This is a genomic window from Kutzneria viridogrisea DSM 43870 (assembly GCF_000525635.1).
GTDB lineage: Bacteria > Actinomycetota > Actinomycetes > Mycobacteriales > Pseudonocardiaceae > Kutzneria > Kutzneria viridogrisea.
In genome coordinates this window covers 2,303,173-2,322,250 of record NZ_CP007155.1, presented here as the reverse complement: position 1 = coordinate 2,322,250, position 19,078 = coordinate 2,303,173, and the positions used below count along the sequence as shown (strand labels likewise).

The following is a 19,078-nucleotide window of genomic DNA, read 5'->3' as shown; positions in this document are numbered from 1 at the left end:
GTTCACTCCCCAGTCATGCTGAAATCGTGGTGCGCGGGCAGCGGCAGGTCCGGGTTGATCAGCCGCCAGGTCTGGGCCAGCACGGTTGATCCCTCACGGATGTCGGCCAGCTCGAAGCCGTTGTCCAGCACTGATCGCGCGGCCTCGTGCTCGCCGAGCGCGTGCAGCACGCGGGCCTCGGCGAGCCTGATCCGGCCCACTCCTCGGATGTCCTCCGGCAGCAGCTCCAGCACCTGCGCGGCCTCCTGCGCCCGGTCGGCGGCCAACAGGGCTTGCAGGGCCTCGACCGCGAGTGCCGCCACACCGGGTGCGAGCCGGACGGCCTGCCGCAGCAGGTCTGCCGCGCGCTCGGGCTCGACCACCGCCAGGTTGCGCATCGCCCACGGGGAGGCGGCCAGCTCCAGGGAGCGGCGCCAGGACTGGGCGGCACCGCGCAGGTCTCCCGCGTGCCACCGGGCCACGCCCTGGTGGTAGGCCGCCGACCAGGACTGTCCCGCCTTGTCCAGCAGCGCGAGCCAGTGCGGGCCGACGAGGGTCGCGGCCGGCGGGTCGAGCGGATCCCCGACCGGCATGGCGCCGTCCAGCAGCGCGAGCCAGGGGTCCTGTTGCACACCAAGGGTGTCCACCGAGAACGGCGTGCCGGGCAGCTGTGACCGTCCACTGCGGACAAGCTCCAGCGCGCCCCAGCCCGAGCCCGTGCCGATCAGTCGCCGGGGCTCCGCGTCGGCCACGGTCCGCCACTGCGTGAGCCGGTCGTCCACAGTGGACTTCGGCAGCGCGCTGCCCAGCGCCGACTCGACAGCACCCCGGGCCACGGCCCAGTCGGCGCCGTGCACGGCAGCGGGGTCGGCCTGCACGGCGCCGTACGCCTCCAGCCAGTCCCACTCCGCCAGCGCGGGCATCCTGAGGTGTTCCAACTGGGTGCGCGCCAGCCCCGCCTGGATCTCCAGGTAGCCGTGACCGGAACCCTCGGGCGCCAGCCAGTCCTGCCAGCGACGCCCGCCGCGATTCTCCCCCCACACGAACAGCTTGCGCCCGCGCAGGCGGTCGGTGGAGGTCTGCACCAGGCCCGTGCCGGTCTCGTCCAGCGCCGCGATCCACGGGCGCTGCTCGGCCGGAATCTCGAAGAAGCAGTCGGCGGCGTCGGCGTGCCGCATGGAATAGGTGTTGTCGAACCCGTTGTGCACGGGCACCGGGATCAGGTCCAGCCGCTGGCCGTAGCCGAAGTGCCAGGCCTGCTCGGCGGGGGCGAGCACGCGGGTGCCCGGGCTCTGCTCGACGGCGATGTTGGACCACCAGTAGGCGGGCACCTCGTGCTGGTTCGGGTTGCGCACGCGGACCGCCACGAACAGGAAGGCCGAGTCCACGGGCAGCCAGAAGTCCAGCTGGTACACCAGGTTCCTGGTGCGCTCCCACTCCCAGAGCCGCAGCATCGGCGTGCCGTCGGGCGCGGTCAGCTCGGCGGCGTGCATCGGGTCGCAGGTCAGCGTGGTGTGCCCGGTACTGCCCAGGTTCCACTCCACGCCGCCGGCGAACCAGGCGTTGCGCAGCGCCAGGTTGGCCGGCTGCACCACCGGGTTGCGGAACAGCAGCTCCCTGCCAGTCTGCTTGTCCCACAAGGAGTGCAGCCGACCCCCCAGCTCGACCAGCACGGTCGCCCGTAGCTGGGAGTTCTCCAGCACCACGACCCGCGTCGGGGTGTCCGCCCGCTCTCGGCCGTAGCCGTCCTGCAAGCGGTACGGCAGCACGCTGCCCAACCGGCCGTAGCCGATGTTGTCGGCCAGCTCGGCTGGCAGCTCGTCGAGGTTGCGGACGTGGTGGGTCTCGTTGAGGTTGTGCAGTGGCGGCAACGGGTTCTCCGCGCCGACGGCCGCCACGGGCAGCACCAGCTCGGTCGCCGTCAGGGTGGTGGTCACTCGGCCACCCGCACGCCGGTCGCCGCGTCGAACACGTGCAGTGCGTCCTGCTGGGGCCGCAGCTGGATCAGGTCCCCGCGCTGGCGCTTGGACAGCCCTTGGGTGCGCACGGTGATCAGCTCCGGGTGGCCCTCGACCGTGCAGTACAGGTACTGGTCGCTGCCCAGTTCCTCCACGACGTCCACAGTGGCCGGTACCCCCTGGTCGGTGATCAGCCAGCCCTCGGGGCGCACACCGAGCACGGCCTCGCCGGTGGTCAGCGCCCGGCGCTGGGCCGGGGTGATGCCCACCTCGATGCCACCGAAGGACGCGCCCTCGGCGGTCATCTTGGCGGGCAGCAGGTTCATCGCGGGCGAGCCGATGAACCCGGCCACGAACACGTTGGCGGGCCTGGCGAACAGCCCGACCGGAGTGTCGCACTGCTGGAGCTGGCCGTCCTTGAGCACGGCGACCCGGTCCCCCATCGTCATCGCCTCGACCTGGTCGTGCGTGACGTAGATCGTGGTGACGCCCAGTTCCCGTTGCAGGGAGGCGATCTGGGTACGGGTCTGCACGCGCAGCTTGGCGTCCAGATTGGACAGTGGTTCGTCCATGCAGAACACCTGCGGGCGCCGCACGATGGCCCGGCCCATGGCCACCCGCTGGCGCTGGCCACCGGAGAGCTTGGCGGGCTTGCGGTCCAGGTACTTCTCCAGGTCCAGCAGCTTGGCCGCGGCCAGCACCCGCTCGGTGCGCTCGGCCTTGGGCATCTTCTGGATCTTCAGGTGGAAGCCGATGTTCTCGGCCACCGTCATGTGCGGGTAGAGAGCGTAGTTCTGGAACACCATGGCGATGTCCCGGTCCTTGGGCGGCAGGTTCGTCGCGTCCCGGTCCCCGATCCACAACTGGCCCTCGTCCACCCCCTCCAGCCCGGCCAGCATGCGCAGGGTGGTGGACTTGCCGCAGCCGGAGGGGCCGACCAGTACGAGGAACTCCCCGTCGGCCACCTCCAGGTCCAGCCGGTCCACCGCGGGCCGGTCCACCCCGGCGTAGTAGCGGGTGGTCCCCTTGAACGACACGGTTGCCATGACTTCTCCTACTTCCCCGCGCCGAGGGTGAGGCCGGTGATGATCCGGCGGGCCAGCACGATGTAGAGCACGAGCATCGGCAGCACCACGATGGCGACCCCGGCGATCAGGCCGCCGTACTCCGACTGGTAGCTGGCCGCGCCGTAGAAGGTGAACAGCGCGCGGGCCAGGGTGAACTGGGCGTTGTCCTGGAGGAACACGATGGACAGCAGGGTCTCGTTCCACAGCCCGATCGCGTTGAGGATCAGCCCGGTGATCAGGCCGCCCCGCGCCAGCGGCAGCATGATCGAGAAGAAGGTGCGCACCGGGGAGGCCCCGTCGATGGCGGCGGCCTCCTCCAGCTCGTCGGGCAGCGAGCGGAAGAACCCGGTGAGCAGGAAGACGGTGAACGGGATGGACAGGGCCACGTAGACCAGGAACAGGCCGAACAGCGAGTTGGTCAGGTGGATCTTGGCCAGGCCGACGAACAGCGGGATCACCACGGTCTGGAACGGCACGCCCATGCCGATGGCGATCACGTTGGTCAACCCGTTGGCCCCGCGCACACCGAGCCTGGTCAACGCGTAGGCGGCGGGCGCGGAGATCAGCACGATGGCCACGGCACAGGCCGCGACGAGCAGCACCGTGACGAGGAAGGCGTGCCCGAAACCGGCCTGCTCCCAGGCGTAGGCGAAGTTGCGGAACGGCTTGCCCAGCGCGAACCAGTGCTTGGGCAGGCCGAACGGGTCGGTGAAGATCTCGACCGGGGTCTTGAACGAGGCCGCGACCAACCAGTACAGCACCAGCAGGTTGAAGGCGGTGAACAGTCCGACGACGGTCAGGCCGACCGCGCGCAGCGGGCTGAACCGCTTGGACCCCGGCGCGGGCTTGGGCCGCCTCGGCGGGCGGCGAAGCTCCACAGTGGACATCTCTTCCCCTCAGAACTGGATCGCGTCGCGGCGCATCAGCCTGCGCAGCAGCACCACGAGCACGGACACCAGCGCGATCATCACCACGGCGCAGGCACAGGCCGTGCCGTACTCGGGGGTGCCCTGGGTGCCGAAGGACCGGTCGAACACGTAGATGCCCAGGGTCCAGGCGCGGATCGGCGGGGAGTAGGTGCCGGGACCGGCCAGCACGAACACCAACTCGAAGATCTTGATGGCGTTGATGGTCCAGAGCACCCCGGCCACCCCGACCACGTCCCAGGTCAGCGGCAGGGTGACGTGCCGGAACTTCTGCCAGGGCGAGGCACCGGCCAGGTCGGAGTCCTCGTACAGGTAGGGCGGGATGCGGTCCACGGCGGCCATCAGGATGGTGATGTAGAAACCCGCGCTGGCCCACATGATCGAGCCGGTGACGGCCCAGGTGACGTTCTCCGGCTGGAGGAACTTCACCGCGCCCAGGCCCAGGTGCTCCAGCAGGAAGTTGGCCATGCCCTGCTTGCCGGGCTGGAACTTGAACACGAAGCCCAGGAACATGCCCAGTGCCACCGGGGCCACGATGTTCGGGAAGAACAGGATGGCCCGCACCAGCTTGCCGCCGCGCATGTCGCGCAGCACGGTGGTGAACAGGAACGCCAACACGAAGGTGCCGATGCCGCCGATCACCACGTACACCAGGGTGTTCACGAATGAGTCCTGAAAGGACTCACTGGCGAACATCTGCGCGTACTGGTCGATGCCGGTGAAGGTGGGCGTGTCGCCGGCCCCGGCCCAGTGGGTGAAGCTGAGTACCGCCGTGGCCACCGTGGGCAGCACCAGGAACGCGACGTACAAGGCCAGTGCTGGCAACAGGAACGGCCAGAACAGCCGCTTCTTGCCGACGAGGTGTTCGGCCGTGGTACCGCTGACGCGTGCGGGGGCACGCGTCAGCGGCGGGGTCAGCTGGGCAACCATCAGGTCTGCGACTTCCAGTAGTCGGCGGTCTTCGCGGCGAGCTGGTCCACGAACTGCTCGGCGCTGAGCTTGCCCTTGAGCAGATCGTTGTCGACCGGGTAGAACACGCTGTCGACGAACTTGCCACCGAAGGCCCCGTCCAGGCCGTCCATGAAGATGTTGTGCTCCTTGGCGGTGTTGTCCAGCGCCGCCTTGACCTCCTTGAGGTCGGCGGGCACGTCCAGGTCCGGCCGGGAGCTGATGTTGTCGGCCACCGCCGGGATTCCCTTGAGAATGGCCGAGTTCAGGAAGTACGCCATGAACGCCTTGGCGGTCTCGGGGTGCTTTGCCTTGGCGGTCAACGAGAAGCCGATGGGCAGCTGCTCCACGACGTCGTGCGTGGCGCCCGCGGGCATCGGGAACTGGAACGAGCCGTAGTCGATCTTCTTGCCCCCGCCCTGCTTGGCCAGGTACTCGCGGGTCTCGCTGGGCGCCCAGCTGCCCACGAACAGGTAGCTGGCCTCACCGTCGGCCCAGCGCTGCTGGATCTGCGGGAACTTCGAGGCATCCCAGCCGTCCACGAAGTAGTGGCCCTTGGCCAGCTTCTCCACGATCTGCGCCGCCTTGAGGAAGCCCGGGTCGCTCTTCCAGCTCTGGCCCGACTTGTCCGAGGCCGCCTTGATCAGCCCGCCCGGTCCGACGAAGCGCTGCGCGAGCTGGGTGAAGTAGTAGGCGTTGTAGAAGTTGATGTCCCCGTCCTGGCTGACCGCGGCCTTGCCCGCCGACTTCGCCTTGTCGAACAGGGCGAACAGCTCGTCGGTGGTCTTCGGGGCGGTGAAGCCGGGGACCTGCGACTTGTCGTACCACCAGGCGTTGCCGATGAGCTCGTACGGGATCTGCACGAGGTGACCGGCCGCGTCCTTGTTCTGCGGGGTGTCGTAGAAGGTCGCGGGCACGACGTCCTTGACGGTCTTGTCGCCCTCCCCGACCTTCATGCCCAGCACCTCGTCCACGCCCTGCGTGCCACCCGGGGTGACCACGGCCGCCTTGACCTGACTGACGTCCTGGTCGAACAGGTCCGGCACGGTGTCGGTGTTCAGCGCGGGCGCGAGGTTCTGCGTGAGGAACTTGCGGCCCAGCCACTGCACGTCGACCTTGACCCCGGTCTGCTTGCCGAAGCAGTCGATGGCGTGCTTGAGGACCTTGCCCTGCGGCTCGTCGGCCGTCCACATGGACCAGTAGGTCAACTGCTTGTCGGTGGGCTGCACCGCGGACTGCGGGCAGGCCGAGGCGAGGTACTGGTCGGCGCCGGGCAGCGCCGTGTCCCCGGCGTCCGCGCCGCCGCTCGCACCACCGCAGGCCGACAGCACCAACGTGAGCGTCGCACCGCAGGCCACCGCGGCCACGGTTCGAGCAGGGAAAGGTCTCATGGGCACCACCTGAGCGCTTGATGCGTGTTTCTGCGCAGTTTTATGTGTCTTCACGCACATGTCAACACGCTTCGTGCAGTAACATCCAGTTCGTGATCCTGACCGTCACGCTCAACACCGCCCTCGACGTGACCTACGAGGTGGACGGCCTGCGCCCGCACTGTTCGCACCGGGTGCGCACCGTGCGCGGTCGCGCCGGGGGCAAGGGCGTCAACGTGGCCAGGGTGCTCACCGCGCTGGGGCACAGCACCCAGGTCACCGGCCTCGTGGGCGGCCCGACCGGCGAACTGGTCCGCGCCGACCTCGCCGCCTCGGGGCTGGCCGACCGGCTGCACCAGGTCGCCGGGGACACCCGCCGCACGGTCACCGTGGTCGCGGGCGACGTCGGCGACGCCACCGTGTTCAACGAGCCGGGGCCGCGGGTGGGCGAGCGGGAGTGGGCGGAGTTCCTCGCGCACTACCGGGAGTCCGTGCGCGGGGCGCAAGCCGTTGTGCTGTCCGGTTCCGTGCCGCCCGGGGTGCCGGTCACCTGCTACCACGACCTGATCCGCGTCGCCGCCGCACGCGGGGTGCCCACCGTGCTCGACACCTCCGGCGCGCCGCTGCTCGCGGCGTTGCCCGCGCACCCCGACCTGGTCAAGCCCAACGCCGCGGAACTGAGCGAGGTCACCCGCGTGGCGAACACCGGGCAGGCCGCCGAGCGGCTGCGCGAGGCCGGGGCCGGGGCCGTGGTCGCCTCGCTCGGCCCGGACGGACTGCTGGCCGTGACCGGACAGGGCCGGTGGCGGGCCGTTCCCGGCGAACACCTGCTCGGCAACCCCACCGGTGCGGGCGACGCCTGCGTGGCCGCACTGGCCGCGGCCCTCGCCCAGGCGCACGACGTGTCCAGTGTGGACTGGCCGCGCGCGCTCACCGAGGCAGTGGCCGTCTCCGCCGCGGCCGTGGCCGCACCGCTGGCTGGGGAGTACGACGACTCGGTGCGCGAGCGGCTGCTGGCGACGGTGCACGTCGACGGCACGTCCCTGTCATGAAAGTGCCGTTCGGGACACTAGATGTCTCGAACGGCACTTTCATGACAGGGCTTGAGGCGCCGGGCTGTGGCAGGCTGGGGACGTGGCCCTGGTGTTGCGAGTGATCTCGCCGAGTGCGCTGCTCGAGCTGGCGAAGTCGACCGTGCAGACGGCGGTGGACACAGCGGTGGTCCTGGTCTCGGTACCGGCCCGCCTGCTGGGGGTGCTGGGCGGGGCGGAGGCCCTGGTGGAGCGGATCGGCGCCACGATCGACCGGGTGGACGACCTGCTGGCCCGCACGGAACGGGTGGTCGGGGCGGCTGAGGCCGCCGTGACCGAGGTGCAGGCGATCAGCAGGGCGGCGGCGGGCGTGATCGCGGAGACGGTCGCGGTGTGCAACCAGGCGGCGGCCGTGGTGGCGGCGGCCGGGCACACCTCGGACCGGGCGGGCGCGCTGGTGCGGACCTGGGAGCCGATCACGTCCGAGGCCGCGCCGCTGGCGGACCGGTTCGTGCGGGAGCTGTCCGCGGACGAGGTGGACGCGGCGATCCGACTGGTCGACGAGCTGCCCGCGCTGACCGAGCACATGACGGCCAACGTGCTGCCGATCCTGGCCACGCTGGACCGGGTCGGCCCGGACGTGCACGAGCTGCTCAATGTCACCAAGGACCTGCGCCAGGCCATCAACGGCATACCCGGCTTCGCCTTCTTCAAGCGCCGCGGCGAACACCGCGAGCAGCAGCACGAGGGCTGAGCCACGTGGCGGGCAGCAGTTCCCGCAAAAGGCTCCTCAGCTTGCCCCGAATGTCGTAGCGCAGTCCAGCGACCATGGCGGCGCGGTCGGTGGTGCGGATCGCCGCGTGCACGCGGTTCCAGTGCGGGGTAGTCGTCCACAGTGGAGGGTCACCGAACTCGGCGAACGGCGCGTCGGCCTGCGCCCGGTCCTGTGCAGCGGTAGCGGGCCGAACAGGTCGACCGGGTGGCGCACCACGGCCTCACGGACCTGATGGCCAGGCCGTTCTCCCTGCGCGCCAGTCCCGGGGCTCCAACTCGGTACCGGCCGCGACCAGGTCGGCGCGGGCCGCGTCGAACGCCCCGCGCAGCACCAGGTGCCGCTGCACCGCGATCAGCCGCTGGCCTGCGCTCCCAGGGCCCATCGCCAGCACGGCGGTGCGGGCGATGGGCAGCAGCGTGCCGTCCAGGTGCTCCAGGTCAGCGCGGAAGCCCTCGACCACTGCCCTGGGCACGTCCCCGGCCCGGACGGCCGGTCTGCTCGGCGGCCAGCTCCGCCAGTTGCGCGCGGTCCAGCGAGGCCAGGGGCCCGGCCAGTTCGCACAGCCCGCGCAGGTGCGCGTCGTCCACGATCATGGCGCCGGGACCGGCAGGTGCGCGGCTGTGGGCCACCAGCACACCCGCCGCGCGGTACTCGGCGCCCTGCGTTCAGGGCGCCGCGGGGTCGATGCCGGTCAACGAGGGTTGGCAGCGATCACGGGCCACCCGCGCCCGGCGCTGTGGAGGACACCGACGGCGGTGCGGGCGGCGGGGTCGGGTTCAGGTACTGCTGCACCAGCCAGGCGCTGACGGCCACCAGCGCGGCGGTCACCAGGCCGATCGCGGCCCCGCGCTTGGTCATCGGGCGGCGGCGCACCGAGCCGCGCTGGGGCGCCTTGACCTCGGCCGGCGGGCGCTGCGGGGGCACGTCGATCGCCGGGCGGCTGTCCGGGTCGACGGTGGGGAACAGGATCACGGTCTCCTCAGAGGGGTCGGCCATGATCACAGTCTCGGCGATGCTCGATCCTGCCCGTTCGCGGGGCGGGGCCAAGGCGGCGATCGTGGCGGCGCCCACGGCGGTGATGGTCTCCGGTGCGCGGTCCACCAGCACCGGGACCCGCAGCCGCTCACCGAGCAGCGTGCGCACCAGCGGGATGCGCGCCGAACCGCCGACCAGCACGACCGCGGTCAGCTCCTCGGGCGAGGTGCGGGCGGCGGCCAGGGCGCGTTCGGCCAGTTCAACGCCCCGGTCCACGGTGGGCCGGATCGCGGCCTCGAAGTCGGCCCCGCTCACCGCCACGCCGGGATCGCGGCCCTCGGACAGGGCGTGCTTGGCGGCCACCGCAGCCACCCGCAGCTGGTCGAGTTGCTCACCGGACTCCCCGGCGAGAGCAGTGCTCTCGTCTGAGAGCAGGCCGATTACCGCCTCGTCCAGGGCTGAGCCCGCCAGGGCCTCGGAGCGGATCGGACGGCCCAGCACCTCGAACCGGGCACCGCCGGTGCCGCGCAGCACGGTGGCGGTCAGCTTGCCGCCGCCGATGTCGTGCACGAGCAGCCGGGCCGCCGAGTCCAGCCGGTGCCAGGTCGCCGTGCCCGCCACAGCAGCCAGCGGTTCGGGCACCAGCACGGGCGCGAGCAGTCCGAGTTCGCGCAGCGCCCGGTGCACCAGATCAATTCGATAAGGTCCCCACTGGATCGGGTGAGTGACTGCCACCCGTTCGGGCAAACCTTGTTCACTCTCTGCAACTTTCTGGACGGTCCGAAGCACAAGGTGTGCCACCGCCTCCTGCCCGGGCAGCGCCGCATCGCCCGCGGCGAACAGCCCACGATCCCCCGCGATGCCCAGTCCCAAGGGCTTGGCTGGCGACCAAACAACCCCATCGCGCCTGGTGAGGGCCACAGCGGTGGCACTGGCACCGATGTCGATCCCCAACGCGTAAGACCCGGCCGAACGCGACATGTCTGCAAGCTAACCCATTCGTGCAGCCCTGTCCCCAGGTGGGTCAGGCTCCGCTTTACTCGCAGCAACGACTACTTGATCAAGTCGCTGCGTCACGAGGTGCCGCCACCGAGCAGCTCCAGCTGACCGGCGCCGTGCGCGAGGACCCGCCCACGGCGGTGCCCCGGCAGATGCGGCACGGCCAGGACACCCGGCGTAAACGGACTGCGGTCCACACAGACCGCGAGCACCCTGGTCGACCGCCGACGCCGTGCTGTACCTGATCGGTCAGATCAACGAGCAGGACCCGCGGCTGCTGTGGCCCCCGCTCGGGGCTGCTGGCGGTTCAACCGCGCGGTTGAGGGTTTGCCGCCGACGGCCCTGCTCAGGTGAGCAGGAGTTTCCGGGCTTGGTTCAATGAAAGCCTTGTTTACATGAGCTTTTCTGACACGAGGACGCGCGGGGCCTTGGTCGTGATGGCGGGCGGGGTGCTCGTCGGCGCGGTCAACATCTACCTGGCGTCGAGCATGCTGCCGACCGCCGTGGCCGAGATCGGCGGTGCGGACTTCTACGCGTGGAGCATGACGGTCTACCTCGTCGCCATGGTGGTCGCGACGATGCTCGTCGGCCAGGCCCTGTCCCGGTTCGGCAACCTCGGCGCCTACCTGCTCGGCTTCGCGGCGTTCGCGGTGGGGTCGCTGGCCTGCGCGGCGAGCCCGGCGATGCCGGTGCTGCTGCTCGGGCGCTGCGTCCAGGGTCTCGGTGCGGGTTTGTTGTCCGGCTTGGGTTTCGCCGTTGTCCACACTGCACTGCCGCAGCGGCTGTGGGCCCGGGGCAACGCGCTGATCTCCGCGATGTACGGGGTCGGCAACTTCCTCGGGCCCGCACTGGGCGGCCTGTTCGCCCAGTTCGGGTCCTGGCGCCTGGCGTTCGTGGTGATGGCCGTGGCCGCGGCGGTGTGCGGTGCGGCCGTTCCCCGCGTGCTGCCGCGCACCGAGCGGACCCGGACGCAGGCACCGATCCCCGCCGTGTCGCTCACGCTGGCCGTCGCCGCAACGGCAGCCGTCAGCGTGGCGGGAGTTCTTCCTGGTACGGCAACAAAAGCAGTCAGCATCGCGGCGGCCTTGCTGCTGGTACTCGGATTCCTCGCCCAGGAGCGGCGCAGCGGGGTGCGGGTCTTCCCCACCGCGACGTACCAGGCGGGGTCCCCGCTGAAGTGGATCTACCTGACGATCGGGCTGCTGGCCTTCGGTGTGGCGGTCGAGTCCTTCGTGCCGCTGTTCGGCCAACGGCTCGGCGGCCTGCCCCCACTCGCGGCGGGCTTCTTCGGCGCGGCGGTCTCACTGGGCTGGTCGGCGACCCAGGTGCTCAGCTCCACCGCGGTGCAGGCGCGGACCATGCGTCGGCTGCGCGCCGCGGGGCCGGTGTTGCTCGCGCTCGGATTCCTCCTCCAGGGCTTGGTTCAACGCGAGAACGCACCGATCTGGCTGGTGCTGCTCTGGGTTCCGGTGCTGCTCCTGGCCGGGTCGGGCATCGGTGTCGCCTACCCGCACCTGTCCGTGGCCGCGATGGCGGAGGGCGAGCAGGCCGCCGCCGGGATCGCGACCGTCACGACGACCTCGACCGCGTTCGGCACGGCCGTCGCCGGTGTCCTGGTCAACCTGGGCGGGGACTCGGTGCTCGACTCGGCGCGCTGGCTGCTGTTCGGGTTCGCGGTCATCACCGCCACCGGGGTGCTCGTCCAACGCCGGGTGTGAGCCCCTTGTCGGAGGTCGTTCGCGTCCGTACGATCGGCGAGGTCGTGTGGACCCGAACGACGGGAGCACCACCGTGGCAACTAGTCCCACCACCGCGCGGACCTCCGGTCTGGGCGTAGCGCACGTCGTCTTCTTCGTCATCGCCGCCTCCGCACCGCTGACCGTGGCTGCTGGCGGCATCCCGCAGACCTTCGGCGTCACGGCCACACTGGGCGTGCCACTGCTGTTCCTGGTGCTGGCAAGCCTGTTGGCCGTGTTCAGCGCGGGCTACGCGGCGATGAGCAGACGGATCGTCGGCGCGGGCGCCTTCTACTCCTACGTCTGCCACGGACTTGGCCGCACTGCCGGAGTGGGCGCCGCGTTCGTCGCACTGCTGTCCTACAACACAATGCAGATCGGCATCTACGGCCTGTTCGGCTTCACCACCGCGGACCTGCTGGAGCGCAAGCTGGGGCTGGCAGTGCCGTGGTGGGCGCTGGTGCTGGGCTGCGTGCTGCTGGTGGGCGTGCTGGGTTACCTGCGGGTCGACCTCAACGCGAAGGTGCTGGCCGTGTTGCTGGCGCTGGAGTCGGCGACGGTGCTGGTGTTCGACCTGAGCCAGTTCGCGGCGGCCCCACAACCGGTGTCGCTGGCGCCGTTCAGCTGGAGCGCGCTGACCGGGGGCTCGCTCGGCGCCGCGGCCTGCTTCACGATGGGCGCCTTCACCGGGTTCGAGTCGGCCGCGATCTACGGCGAGGAGTGCCGCGACCCGCGCCGCACCGTGGCCCGTGCGACCTACGCGGCGGTGGGCCTGATCGGGGTGTTCTACTGCCTCACGGCCTGGGCGATGATCTCGGGTACGGGCATGGGCGCGATCGTGGACCGGGCTCGCGCGGAGGGCCCCTCGCTGGTGTTCACCCTCGCCGAGCACACCCTGGGCGGGCCGTTCGCCGACCTCGCGCAGGTCTTCCTGGTGACCAGCCTGTTCGCCGCCCTGCTGTCGTTCCACAACGCGGTGGCGCGCTACTTCTTCGCGCTGGGCAGGGAAGGCGTGCTGCCGGTGGCACTGGGCCGGACCCACACCAGGCACGGGTCCCCGCACGTGGGCTCGCTGACCCAGACCGCGCTCGCGGCGGTCGTCGTGCTGGTGTTCGCCTTGCTGGGCAAGGACCCGGTGGCCACCCTGTTCACCTGGTTCACCAACATCGGCGCGCTGGGCGTGCTTCTGCTGCTCGCGGTGACCTCGGTCGCGGTGCTCGCGTTCTTCAGACGGGGCGGTGCCGACGGGGAGAGCCGTTGGCACCGGGCGGTCGCCCCCGCGATCTCGGCCGTGGCACTGGCCGCGGTGTTCGTCACGGCAGTGGTCAACTTCGACGCGCTGCTCGGCTCCGACAGCACCTCGGCGCTGCGCTGGGTCCTGCCCGCACTGGTGGGGCTGGCGGCGGTCGGCGGGGTCGGGTACGGCTGGTACCTGAGGCTGCGGCGCCCGGCGGTGCACGACCGGATCGGCAGGGGATGACGCGTGGAGCTGGCGGAGATCGACCTGACGGACCTGGACCGGTTCACCGACGGGGACACGCCGTGGCGCATGTTCGAGGTGCTGCGCGGGCAGGCACCCGTGCACTGGCAACCCGAACCCGCGCCGAACAGCGGGTTCTGGGCGGTGACCCGGCACGAGGACATCCTCACCGTGGAGCGGGACCCCGAGACCTACACCTCGGAGCAGTTCGTCAACCTGGAGGAGGTCGACCAGGAGCAGATCGCGCGGCGCAGGTCCATGCTGGAGACCGACGGCTCCGACCACACCGCGCTGCGCAAGATGCTGATGCGCGAGTTCACGCCGAAAGCCGTCGCCGCGTACGAGAGCTTCCTGCGCGGGCTGACCACGCGCACCCTGGACGCCGCCCTGCCACTGGGCACGTTCGACTTCGTCCGCGAGATCGCCGCCGACTTCCCGATCTCGGTGCTGACCCGCATGCTGGGCGTGCCCGCCGAGGACAGTCCCCAGCTGATCGACTGGGGCAACCGGATCATCACCAGCGAGGGCAGCGACGAGCGGCACCGGGACCTGCCCTTCCGCAGCCCGGCCGCACTGGAGGTCTTCGACTACGGCAGGCGGCTGGCCGCGCTGCGCCGTGGCGGCACCGGCACCGACCTGGTCAGCAAGCTGGCCAACGCCGGGCTGTCCCCCACCGAGTTCGACACGAACTTCCTGCTGCTCGTGGTCGCGGGCAACGAGACCACCCGGCACGCCATCTCCCACGCCCTGCTCGCGCTGATCCACAACCCCGAGCAGTTCCGGCTGCTGCGCGAGGACCCGTCCCTGCTGCCGGGCGCGGTCGAGGAGTTCCTGCGCTGGTCCTCACCGATCTACCACTTCCGCCGCACGGCGACACGCGAGGTCGAACTGGGCGGTCAGCGGATCCGCGCCGGGGACAAGGTGGTGCTCTGGTTCGCCTCCGGCAACCGCGACGAGTCGGTGTTCGAGGACGCGGCCGCGTTCGACGTGACCCGGACCCCGAACAACCACGTCACCTTCGGCCGCGGCGGCCCGCACTTCTGCCTTGGCTACGCCCTGGCCCGCCTGGAACTGCGCGTGCTGTTCGAGGAGCTGCTGAGTCGTGTGCGAGCAGTGGAACTGGTGGGTGGGGTGCAGCGGGTGAGGTCCAACTTCGTGAACGGGATCAGGGAAATGCGGGTGAGGGTTCGGGGGGTGTGAGGGGGTGAGGAGGGACGGGGTGCTGCGGGGTGACGGGTGCGGCGGGGTGTGAGGGGGTACGGCGGGGCTGGGGGGTGAGGGTCGGCGCGTGTCGGCGGTGGCGGGGTGGTGTGTCGGACGTTTGGGGTCGGCGTGTCGGCGTGTGCGGGGTGGTGTGTCGGGCGTACGGGGTCGGCGCGTGTCGGCGTTTACGAGCCGGTGTGTCGGACGTTTGGGGACGGTGTGTTTGCGGTGGTGGGGTGGTTTCTCGGTTGGTGGGATTCGGGGGCGGGGTACGGGATGTGGCGGGGTTGGGGGCGTGGGTTGGTTTGGTGTGGGTCCCTCGCGGCGGCCTTGGATCGGGGGTTCCGGGGCATGGAGGGATGCCCCGATTCGCCGACGAGCGTAAGGCCGCCGCTACCCACACAAAACCAACCCGGTTGAGGTTGGTGCATAGGGGGGTTGGGTGGTGCGGGTCGGAGGGTGGGGTGCGGGCGTGGTGGCGCTTGTGATGGGGCGAGTCCCGGTTTGGGGAGGGTGGGTTCCGGTCTGAGGTGTGTGAGTCCCGCTGTGTGGAGTGTGAGTCCCGCTCTGGGTAGGGTGAGTCCCGGCCTCTGGTGTGTGAGGCCCGGCCGCCGGTGGGCCGGGTTCCGCTGCCTGGGGTGCGATTCCCGCTCTGGGCAGGGCGAGTCCCGGCCTGGGTAGGGTGAGTCCCGGTCTCCGGTGTGTGAGGCCCGGCCGCCGGTGGGCCGGGTTCCGCTGCCTGGGGTGCGATTCCCGCTCTGAGGAGCGCGAGTCCCGCTCTGGGTAGGGCGAGTCCCGGCCTCTGGTGTGTGAGGCCCGGCCGCCGGTGGGCCGAGTTCCGCTGCCTGGGGTGCGATTCCCGCTCTGGGCAGGGCGAGTCCCGGCCTGGGGAGGGTGAGTCCTGCTCGGCGGAGAGTGAGTCCCGGTTTGGAGAGCGCGAGTCCCGGCTTCCGATGTGTGGTCCCGCTGTCCGGAGCGTGAGTCCCGGTCTGAGGAGCACGAGTCCCGCTCTGGTGAACGAGAGTCCCGGCTTGGGGAGGGCAAGTCCCGGCCTAGGGGGCATGAGTCCCGCTGCCTGGGGCGCGAGTCCTGGCTTGGTGAGCGGGTGTCCCGCTATGGGGGAGTGCGAGTCCCGCTCTGGGGTGTGTGAGTCCCGCTTGGGGGAGCACGAATCCCGATCCGGGGAGGGTGAGTCCGGTCTGGGGGAGGGCGAGTTTCGGCCTCGGGTGTGGGGTCCACTGTCTAAAGCGTGAGTCCCGTGCTGGGGAGCGCGAATTCCGCTGCCTGGAGGGCGAGTCCCGGTTTGGGGTGTGTGAGTCCCGCTGCCTGGTGAGGGTGTGTCGGGTTTGGGTTGGTCACCCACATGGGTAGTGGTTGGCGGGCAAAGGTTTTGGGGTGAATTGGGGAGTAGAATTGTTGGTATGACAGCATTCGTGGACGCTCGACCCGCCACAGAGGTGTGGCGGTTGGGGGACGCGGAGCTGTTGGGTGAGTTGCAGGACGCGGAAGTGGTTCTGCGGCAAGCGTATGCGAAGGTGTTGGGGTTGGTCGCGGAGGCGGATGCGCGGGGTATGGCGGAGCGGGTGGGGTATCTGAGCCTGGCAGAGTTGCTGCGCGGGGTGCTCTGCGTGAGCAAGAAGGAAGCCAGGCAGCGGATTGCGCATGCGGGGGTTCCGGTGGCATTTCCACTGGAGCCGGAGCAGTTGTCGGTGATCAACCGGGTGCTACGGGAGTTGCCGCCACACATCGGTGCAGCCGACCGGGAGCAGGCTGTCGAGGTCCTGGCAGCAGCGGCCCAGACGCTGGACGCGTCCAACCTGGTGCCACTGGGCCGGGAGATCGTCAACCGGCTGGACCCCGACGGGGCGCTACCGGGCGAGGACGAACTCGCCTATCCCCGACGTGAGTTCCGTTACGACACACGGCGGGACGGATCAGTACGGTTCCACGGGTGCCTGGACGCGGAGACCGGCGCCCTGCTGGAGGCCATCCTCAGCCCGCTGGCGAAACCACACGACGCAGGCGACACACGCACCCTGCCCGAACGGCAAGGGGACGCGTTCGCGGAACTGCTGGAGACCAGTACCACACCGACGGAGGGTGGGGAACGGCCCCACATCGCGGTGACGATCCCGCTGACAACACTCCAGACCGGGCTCGGCACCACCGAACTCGCCCCATCAGCGATCCGCCGACTGGCCTGTGACGCGAAGGTCCTCCCAGTGATACTGGGCAGCAACTCCGAACCGCTCGATATCGGGCGGATCAGCTACACCGTGCCGCCCCACCTCCGGCGAGCACTGATCGTCAGGGATAAACATTGCGCCTTCCCAGGGTGCAGGCGACGGCCGAGCAGTTGCCATGCACACCACATCATCCACTGGGCGGACGGAGGGGACACGGCGCTGACCAACCTGGTGCTGCTGTGCGGAATGCACCACAGACTGATCCACCACAGCGGCTGGACAATCCACATGGCCAACGGCAGGCCGGAGTTCACGCCGCCGAGTTGGCTCAGGCGAAGGCGAAAACGGTAGGCGCTACAGGCCGCGCAGCCCGGTGAGGACCCGTTCGAGCAGTTCGAGGTCGGGGCGTTCACCGGAGTTGACGTGCGCGGTGAGCACGCCGAGGTCGATCAGGTCGCCGAGCAGCACGCGGGCGACGCCGAGCGGGGCGGGCAGGGCGGCGGCGACCTCGGCGACGGAGCGGGTGTGGGCGCAGAGGTCGACGATGGGTTGGTGTTCGAGGCCGAGCGGGGGCAGGGGGCCGCTGCGCAGGGACACGAGGGTTTCCAGGCGCAAGTCGTAACGGGAGGTGGTGCGACCGCCGGTGCGGGCGTAGGGGCGTACGAGGGCGCTGGGCTCCTCGACCTCGCTGTCGAGCCAGAGGGGTTCCTCGGGTTCAGGGTCGGCGAAGAACTCGGCGACGGGGTCGGGCTCAGCGGGCGGTTCGGGTTCGGGCTCGGGGGTGGCCATGCCGTGGAAGCGGGCACCTCGAGGGGCCGGACGTGGGATGTCTGGCACCTCTTCGGGGGTGTCCTCGGGTTCCGACTGCCTGCGGCGGCGCTGCTTCGGGGAGCCGAAGCGCGCGCCGGTCTGTCCGACCTCGCCCACGGGGTCAAATCTAGTGTGCGCTGGTGCCGTGCGATGTCAGCGGTGTTTCAACTGCGTTCAGTGTGGGTGAACGTCCCTGTTGATCCGCGCGGCGAGGCCGTCGAGCAGGATCTCCAGCTTGTCGTCGAACCGGCGGCGGTCCCGCCAAGTGGACTCCTGGTCGACGCGGTCCATGCCGCTCATCGCGAGGTCGGCGATGAAGTCCAGGGCGACCATGGCGTCACGGGCGTGAAAACCCAAGGCACGCAGGCGTTCCCCGTACTCGCCCATCAGCCGCACCACGGTGGGCGGGATCACCGCGAGGGTGTGCACGGCCTCGGCGAGGCCGGGGTGCCGGTCGATGGCGGCCCAGATCGCCTCGGCGAACGCCTGGAGCAGCTCGCGCCAGCCCAGTTCGGGGTTGGGCCAGTCGGCGGTGCGGAACGCCTGCTCCACGGCGACGGCGAGCAGGTCGTCCTTGTCGCGCACATAGCGGTACAGGGTGGAGTGGCTGACCCCGAGGTGCCGCGCCACCGAGGACAGGCTGAGCTGCTCGATGCCCACGGCCAGCGTCGCCCGCGCCACGTCCTCGCGGCACAGGGTCGGTGGCCGACCCGGCCGTCTGCCGCCGATCACCACCGGTACCGCCCACCTTCCGCCTCGTCGGGTCCGGGTGCGCAGCGTACAGACGCGCCCGCTCCTCCGATACGGCAAGGCCCGGCCGCAGTCGCGGCCGGGCCTTCTCCGTTGGTGCGTCAGGGGATCAGCGTGGGGGCCACACCGCCATCCACGCGCAGCGCGGCACCGCTGGTGGCCGAGGACAGCTCGGAAGCCACGTACACCACCAGGTTCGCGACCTCCTCGGGGCGGATCAGCCTGCCCAGCAGGGAGGTCGGCCGCGCCTCGGCCATGAACCGGCGCTCGGCCTCCTCGAACGGGATGTCCGCGCCGATCAGGTCGCGCACGAACTCCTCGACCCCGGGGGTCAGCGTGGGGCCGGGCAGCACCGAGTTGACGGTCACGCCCGTGCCCGCAGCGGCCTGCGCCATGCCGCGGGCCACCGCGAGCTGCGCGGTCTTGGTCATGCCGTAGTGCACCATCTCGGTGGGCGTCTGCACGGCGGACTCGCTGCTGATGAAGACCACGCGCCCGAAGCCGCGCTCGATCATGCGCGGGGTGTAGTGGCGGGCCAGCCGGACACCGGAGAGCACGTTGGTGTCGAAGAAGCGCTGCCACTGCTCGTCGGGGATCTCGAACACCGGGGCCGCGGCGAAGATGCCGGTGTTGTTGATCAGGATGTCCACGTCGGGCAGCTCGGCGACCAGCTGGGCCGCACCCTCGGCGGTGGCCACGTCGGCGGCGATCCCGGTGACCTCACCGGGGATCGACGCCACGGCTGCGTCCACCCGGTCCCTGCTCCGCCCGTTGACGACCACCTTGGCGCCCGCGGCGGCCAGGCCGGTGGCGATGGCCAGTCCGATGCCCGCGGTCGATCCGGTCACCAGGGCGGTGCGTCCGGTCAGGTCGATGTTCACTGCG

Annotated in this window: 18 protein-coding genes; 6 read left to right on the top strand and 12 right to left on the bottom strand. The window is 70.5% G+C overall.

Going from position 1 to position 19,078, the window contains the following annotated elements; genetic code table 11:
- Positions 1 to 2 precede the first annotated feature (2 nt).
- From KALB_RS10535 to KALB_RS10515, 5 genes are read right to left on the bottom strand one after another with little or no spacing between them, the layout of a single operon-like run.
- The gene (locus KALB_RS10535) at positions 3 to 1,916 is read right to left on the bottom strand and encodes a DUF5107 domain-containing protein (RefSeq protein WP_025355684.1); all 1,914 of its coding nucleotides are present in this window, start codon (positions 1,914 to 1,916) and stop codon (positions 3 to 5) included.
- The gene (locus KALB_RS10530) at positions 1,913 to 2,983 is read right to left on the bottom strand and encodes an ABC transporter ATP-binding protein (RefSeq protein WP_025355683.1); all 1,071 of its coding nucleotides are present in this window, start codon (positions 2,981 to 2,983) and stop codon (positions 1,913 to 1,915) included. The genes KALB_RS10535 and KALB_RS10530 overlap by 4 nt, the downstream gene beginning before the upstream one ends.
- Positions 2,984 to 2,991: 8 nt before the next feature.
- On the bottom strand, positions 2,992 to 3,891 hold the full coding sequence (locus KALB_RS10525; RefSeq protein WP_025355682.1) for a carbohydrate ABC transporter permease: 900 nt from the start codon (positions 3,889 to 3,891) through the stop codon (positions 2,992 to 2,994).
- 9 nt (positions 3,892 to 3,900) lie between these two features.
- The gene (locus tag KALB_RS10520; protein WP_025355681.1) at positions 3,901 to 4,860 is read right to left on the bottom strand and encodes a carbohydrate ABC transporter permease; all 960 of its coding nucleotides are present in this window, start codon (positions 4,858 to 4,860) and stop codon (positions 3,901 to 3,903) included.
- On the bottom strand, positions 4,860 to 6,269 hold the full coding sequence (locus tag KALB_RS10515) for an ABC transporter substrate-binding protein (protein WP_042220312.1): 1,410 nt from the start codon (positions 6,267 to 6,269) through the stop codon (positions 4,860 to 4,862). Before KALB_RS10515 ends, KALB_RS10520 begins: the two co-directional genes overlap by 1 nt.
- Before the next feature lie 92 nt (positions 6,270 to 6,361).
- On the opposite strand from KALB_RS10515, the gene KALB_RS10510 reads away from it, so the two are divergent.
- Both KALB_RS10510 and KALB_RS10505 read left to right on the top strand, forming a co-directional pair.
- A complete protein-coding gene (locus KALB_RS10510; protein WP_025355679.1) occupies positions 6,362 to 7,300 on the top strand; it encodes a 1-phosphofructokinase family hexose kinase in 939 nt (312 codons plus the stop codon).
- Positions 7,301 to 7,382: 82 nt separating this feature from the next.
- Entirely contained in the window at positions 7,383 to 8,033 is a 651-nt protein-coding gene (locus KALB_RS10505; protein WP_052360447.1) for a hypothetical protein, read from the top strand.
- A 241-nt stretch (positions 8,034 to 8,274) separates the two neighbouring features.
- On the opposite strand, the gene KALB_RS10500 is transcribed toward KALB_RS10505, so the two are convergent.
- From KALB_RS10500 to KALB_RS49790, 4 genes are all read right to left on the bottom strand, one after another.
- Positions 8,275 to 8,526 carry a hypothetical protein gene (locus tag KALB_RS10500; protein WP_148309423.1) on the bottom strand — a complete coding sequence of 84 codons (252 nt, stop codon included), beginning with the start codon at positions 8,524 to 8,526 and terminating at the stop codon, positions 8,275 to 8,277.
- Entirely contained in the window at positions 8,492 to 8,683 is a 192-nt protein-coding gene (locus tag KALB_RS46420; RefSeq protein WP_148309422.1) for a hypothetical protein, read from the bottom strand. The genes KALB_RS10500 and KALB_RS46420 overlap by 35 nt, the downstream gene beginning before the upstream one ends.
- A gap of 82 nt (positions 8,684 to 8,765) precedes the next feature.
- Positions 8,766 to 10,010 carry an Hsp70 family protein gene (locus KALB_RS10495; RefSeq protein ID WP_081789284.1) on the bottom strand — a complete coding sequence of 415 codons (1,245 nt, stop codon included), beginning with the start codon at positions 10,008 to 10,010 and terminating at the stop codon, positions 8,766 to 8,768.
- Between the two features lie 92 nt (positions 10,011 to 10,102).
- Positions 10,103 to 10,225 carry a hypothetical protein gene (locus KALB_RS49790; protein WP_268872244.1) on the bottom strand — a complete coding sequence of 41 codons (123 nt, stop codon included), beginning with the start codon at positions 10,223 to 10,225 and terminating at the stop codon, positions 10,103 to 10,105.
- Positions 10,226 to 10,423: 198 nt separating this feature from the next.
- Here KALB_RS49790 and KALB_RS10490 point away from each other — a divergent pair, with 198 nt between their 5' ends.
- The 4 genes from KALB_RS10490 (at position 10,424) to KALB_RS10475 (ending at position 16,984) form a co-directional block, all read left to right on the top strand.
- Positions 10,424 to 11,746 (top strand): MFS transporter, encoded by a 1,323-nt coding sequence (locus KALB_RS10490; protein ID WP_030111855.1) that lies wholly within the window; start codon positions 10,424 to 10,426, stop codon positions 11,744 to 11,746.
- Between the two features lie 73 nt (positions 11,747 to 11,819).
- Positions 11,820 to 13,244: an APC family permease gene (locus KALB_RS10485; RefSeq protein ID WP_042221920.1), complete on the top strand. Its 1,425-nt coding sequence runs from the start codon at positions 11,820 to 11,822 to the stop codon at positions 13,242 to 13,244.
- A gap of 3 nt (positions 13,245 to 13,247) precedes the next feature.
- Positions 13,248 to 14,444: a cytochrome P450 gene (locus KALB_RS10480; protein ID WP_025355673.1), complete on the top strand. Its 1,197-nt coding sequence runs from the start codon at positions 13,248 to 13,250 to the stop codon at positions 14,442 to 14,444.
- Positions 14,445 to 15,868: 1,424 nt separating this feature from the next.
- Entirely contained in the window at positions 15,869 to 16,984 is a 1,116-nt protein-coding gene (locus KALB_RS10475; protein WP_148309421.1) for an HNH endonuclease signature motif containing protein, read from the top strand.
- Positions 16,985 to 16,987: 3 nt separating this feature from the next.
- Here the strand turns inward: KALB_RS10475 and KALB_RS10470 are convergent, their stop codons facing one another.
- The 3 genes from KALB_RS10470 to KALB_RS10460 all read right to left on the bottom strand — a co-directional run bounded on the left by KALB_RS10470 (position 16,988) and on the right by KALB_RS10460 (position 19,074).
- The gene (locus KALB_RS10470; protein ID WP_081789283.1) at positions 16,988 to 17,560 is read right to left on the bottom strand and encodes a DUF742 domain-containing protein; all 573 of its coding nucleotides are present in this window, start codon (positions 17,558 to 17,560) and stop codon (positions 16,988 to 16,990) included.
- A gap of 57 nt (positions 17,561 to 17,617) precedes the next feature.
- Positions 17,618 to 18,175: a TetR/AcrR family transcriptional regulator gene (locus KALB_RS10465; RefSeq protein ID WP_201771904.1), complete on the bottom strand. Its 558-nt coding sequence runs from the start codon at positions 18,173 to 18,175 to the stop codon at positions 17,618 to 17,620.
- 119 nt (positions 18,176 to 18,294) lie between these two features.
- The gene (locus KALB_RS10460; protein ID WP_025355669.1) at positions 18,295 to 19,074 is read right to left on the bottom strand and encodes an SDR family NAD(P)-dependent oxidoreductase; all 780 of its coding nucleotides are present in this window, start codon (positions 19,072 to 19,074) and stop codon (positions 18,295 to 18,297) included.
- Positions 19,075 to 19,078 lie beyond the last annotated feature (4 nt).

Excerpts from the sequence above, each read along its gene's own strand:
- KALB_RS10530 (WP_025355683.1), bottom strand. The coding sequence starts at position 2,983 with ATGGCAACCGTGTCGTTCAAGGGGACCACCCGCTACTACGCCGGGGTG.
- KALB_RS10525 (WP_025355682.1), bottom strand. The coding sequence starts at position 3,891 with ATGTCCACTGTGGAGCTTCGCCGCCCGCCGAGGCGGCCCAAGCCCGCG.
- KALB_RS10520 (WP_025355681.1), bottom strand. The coding sequence starts at position 4,860 with ATGGTTGCCCAGCTGACCCCGCCGCTGACGCGTGCCCCCGCACGCGTC.
- KALB_RS10515 (WP_042220312.1), bottom strand. The coding sequence starts at position 6,269 with ATGAGACCTTTCCCTGCTCGAACCGTGGCCGCGGTGGCCTGCGGTGCG.
- KALB_RS10495 (WP_081789284.1), bottom strand. The coding sequence starts at position 10,010 with ATGTCGCGTTCGGCCGGGTCTTACGCGTTGGGGATCGACATCGGTGCC.
- KALB_RS10490 (WP_030111855.1), top strand. The coding sequence starts at position 10,424 with ATGAGCTTTTCTGACACGAGGACGCGCGGGGCCTTGGTCGTGATGGCG.
- KALB_RS10475 (WP_148309421.1), top strand. The coding sequence starts at position 15,869 with ATGACAGCATTCGTGGACGCTCGACCCGCCACAGAGGTGTGGCGGTTG.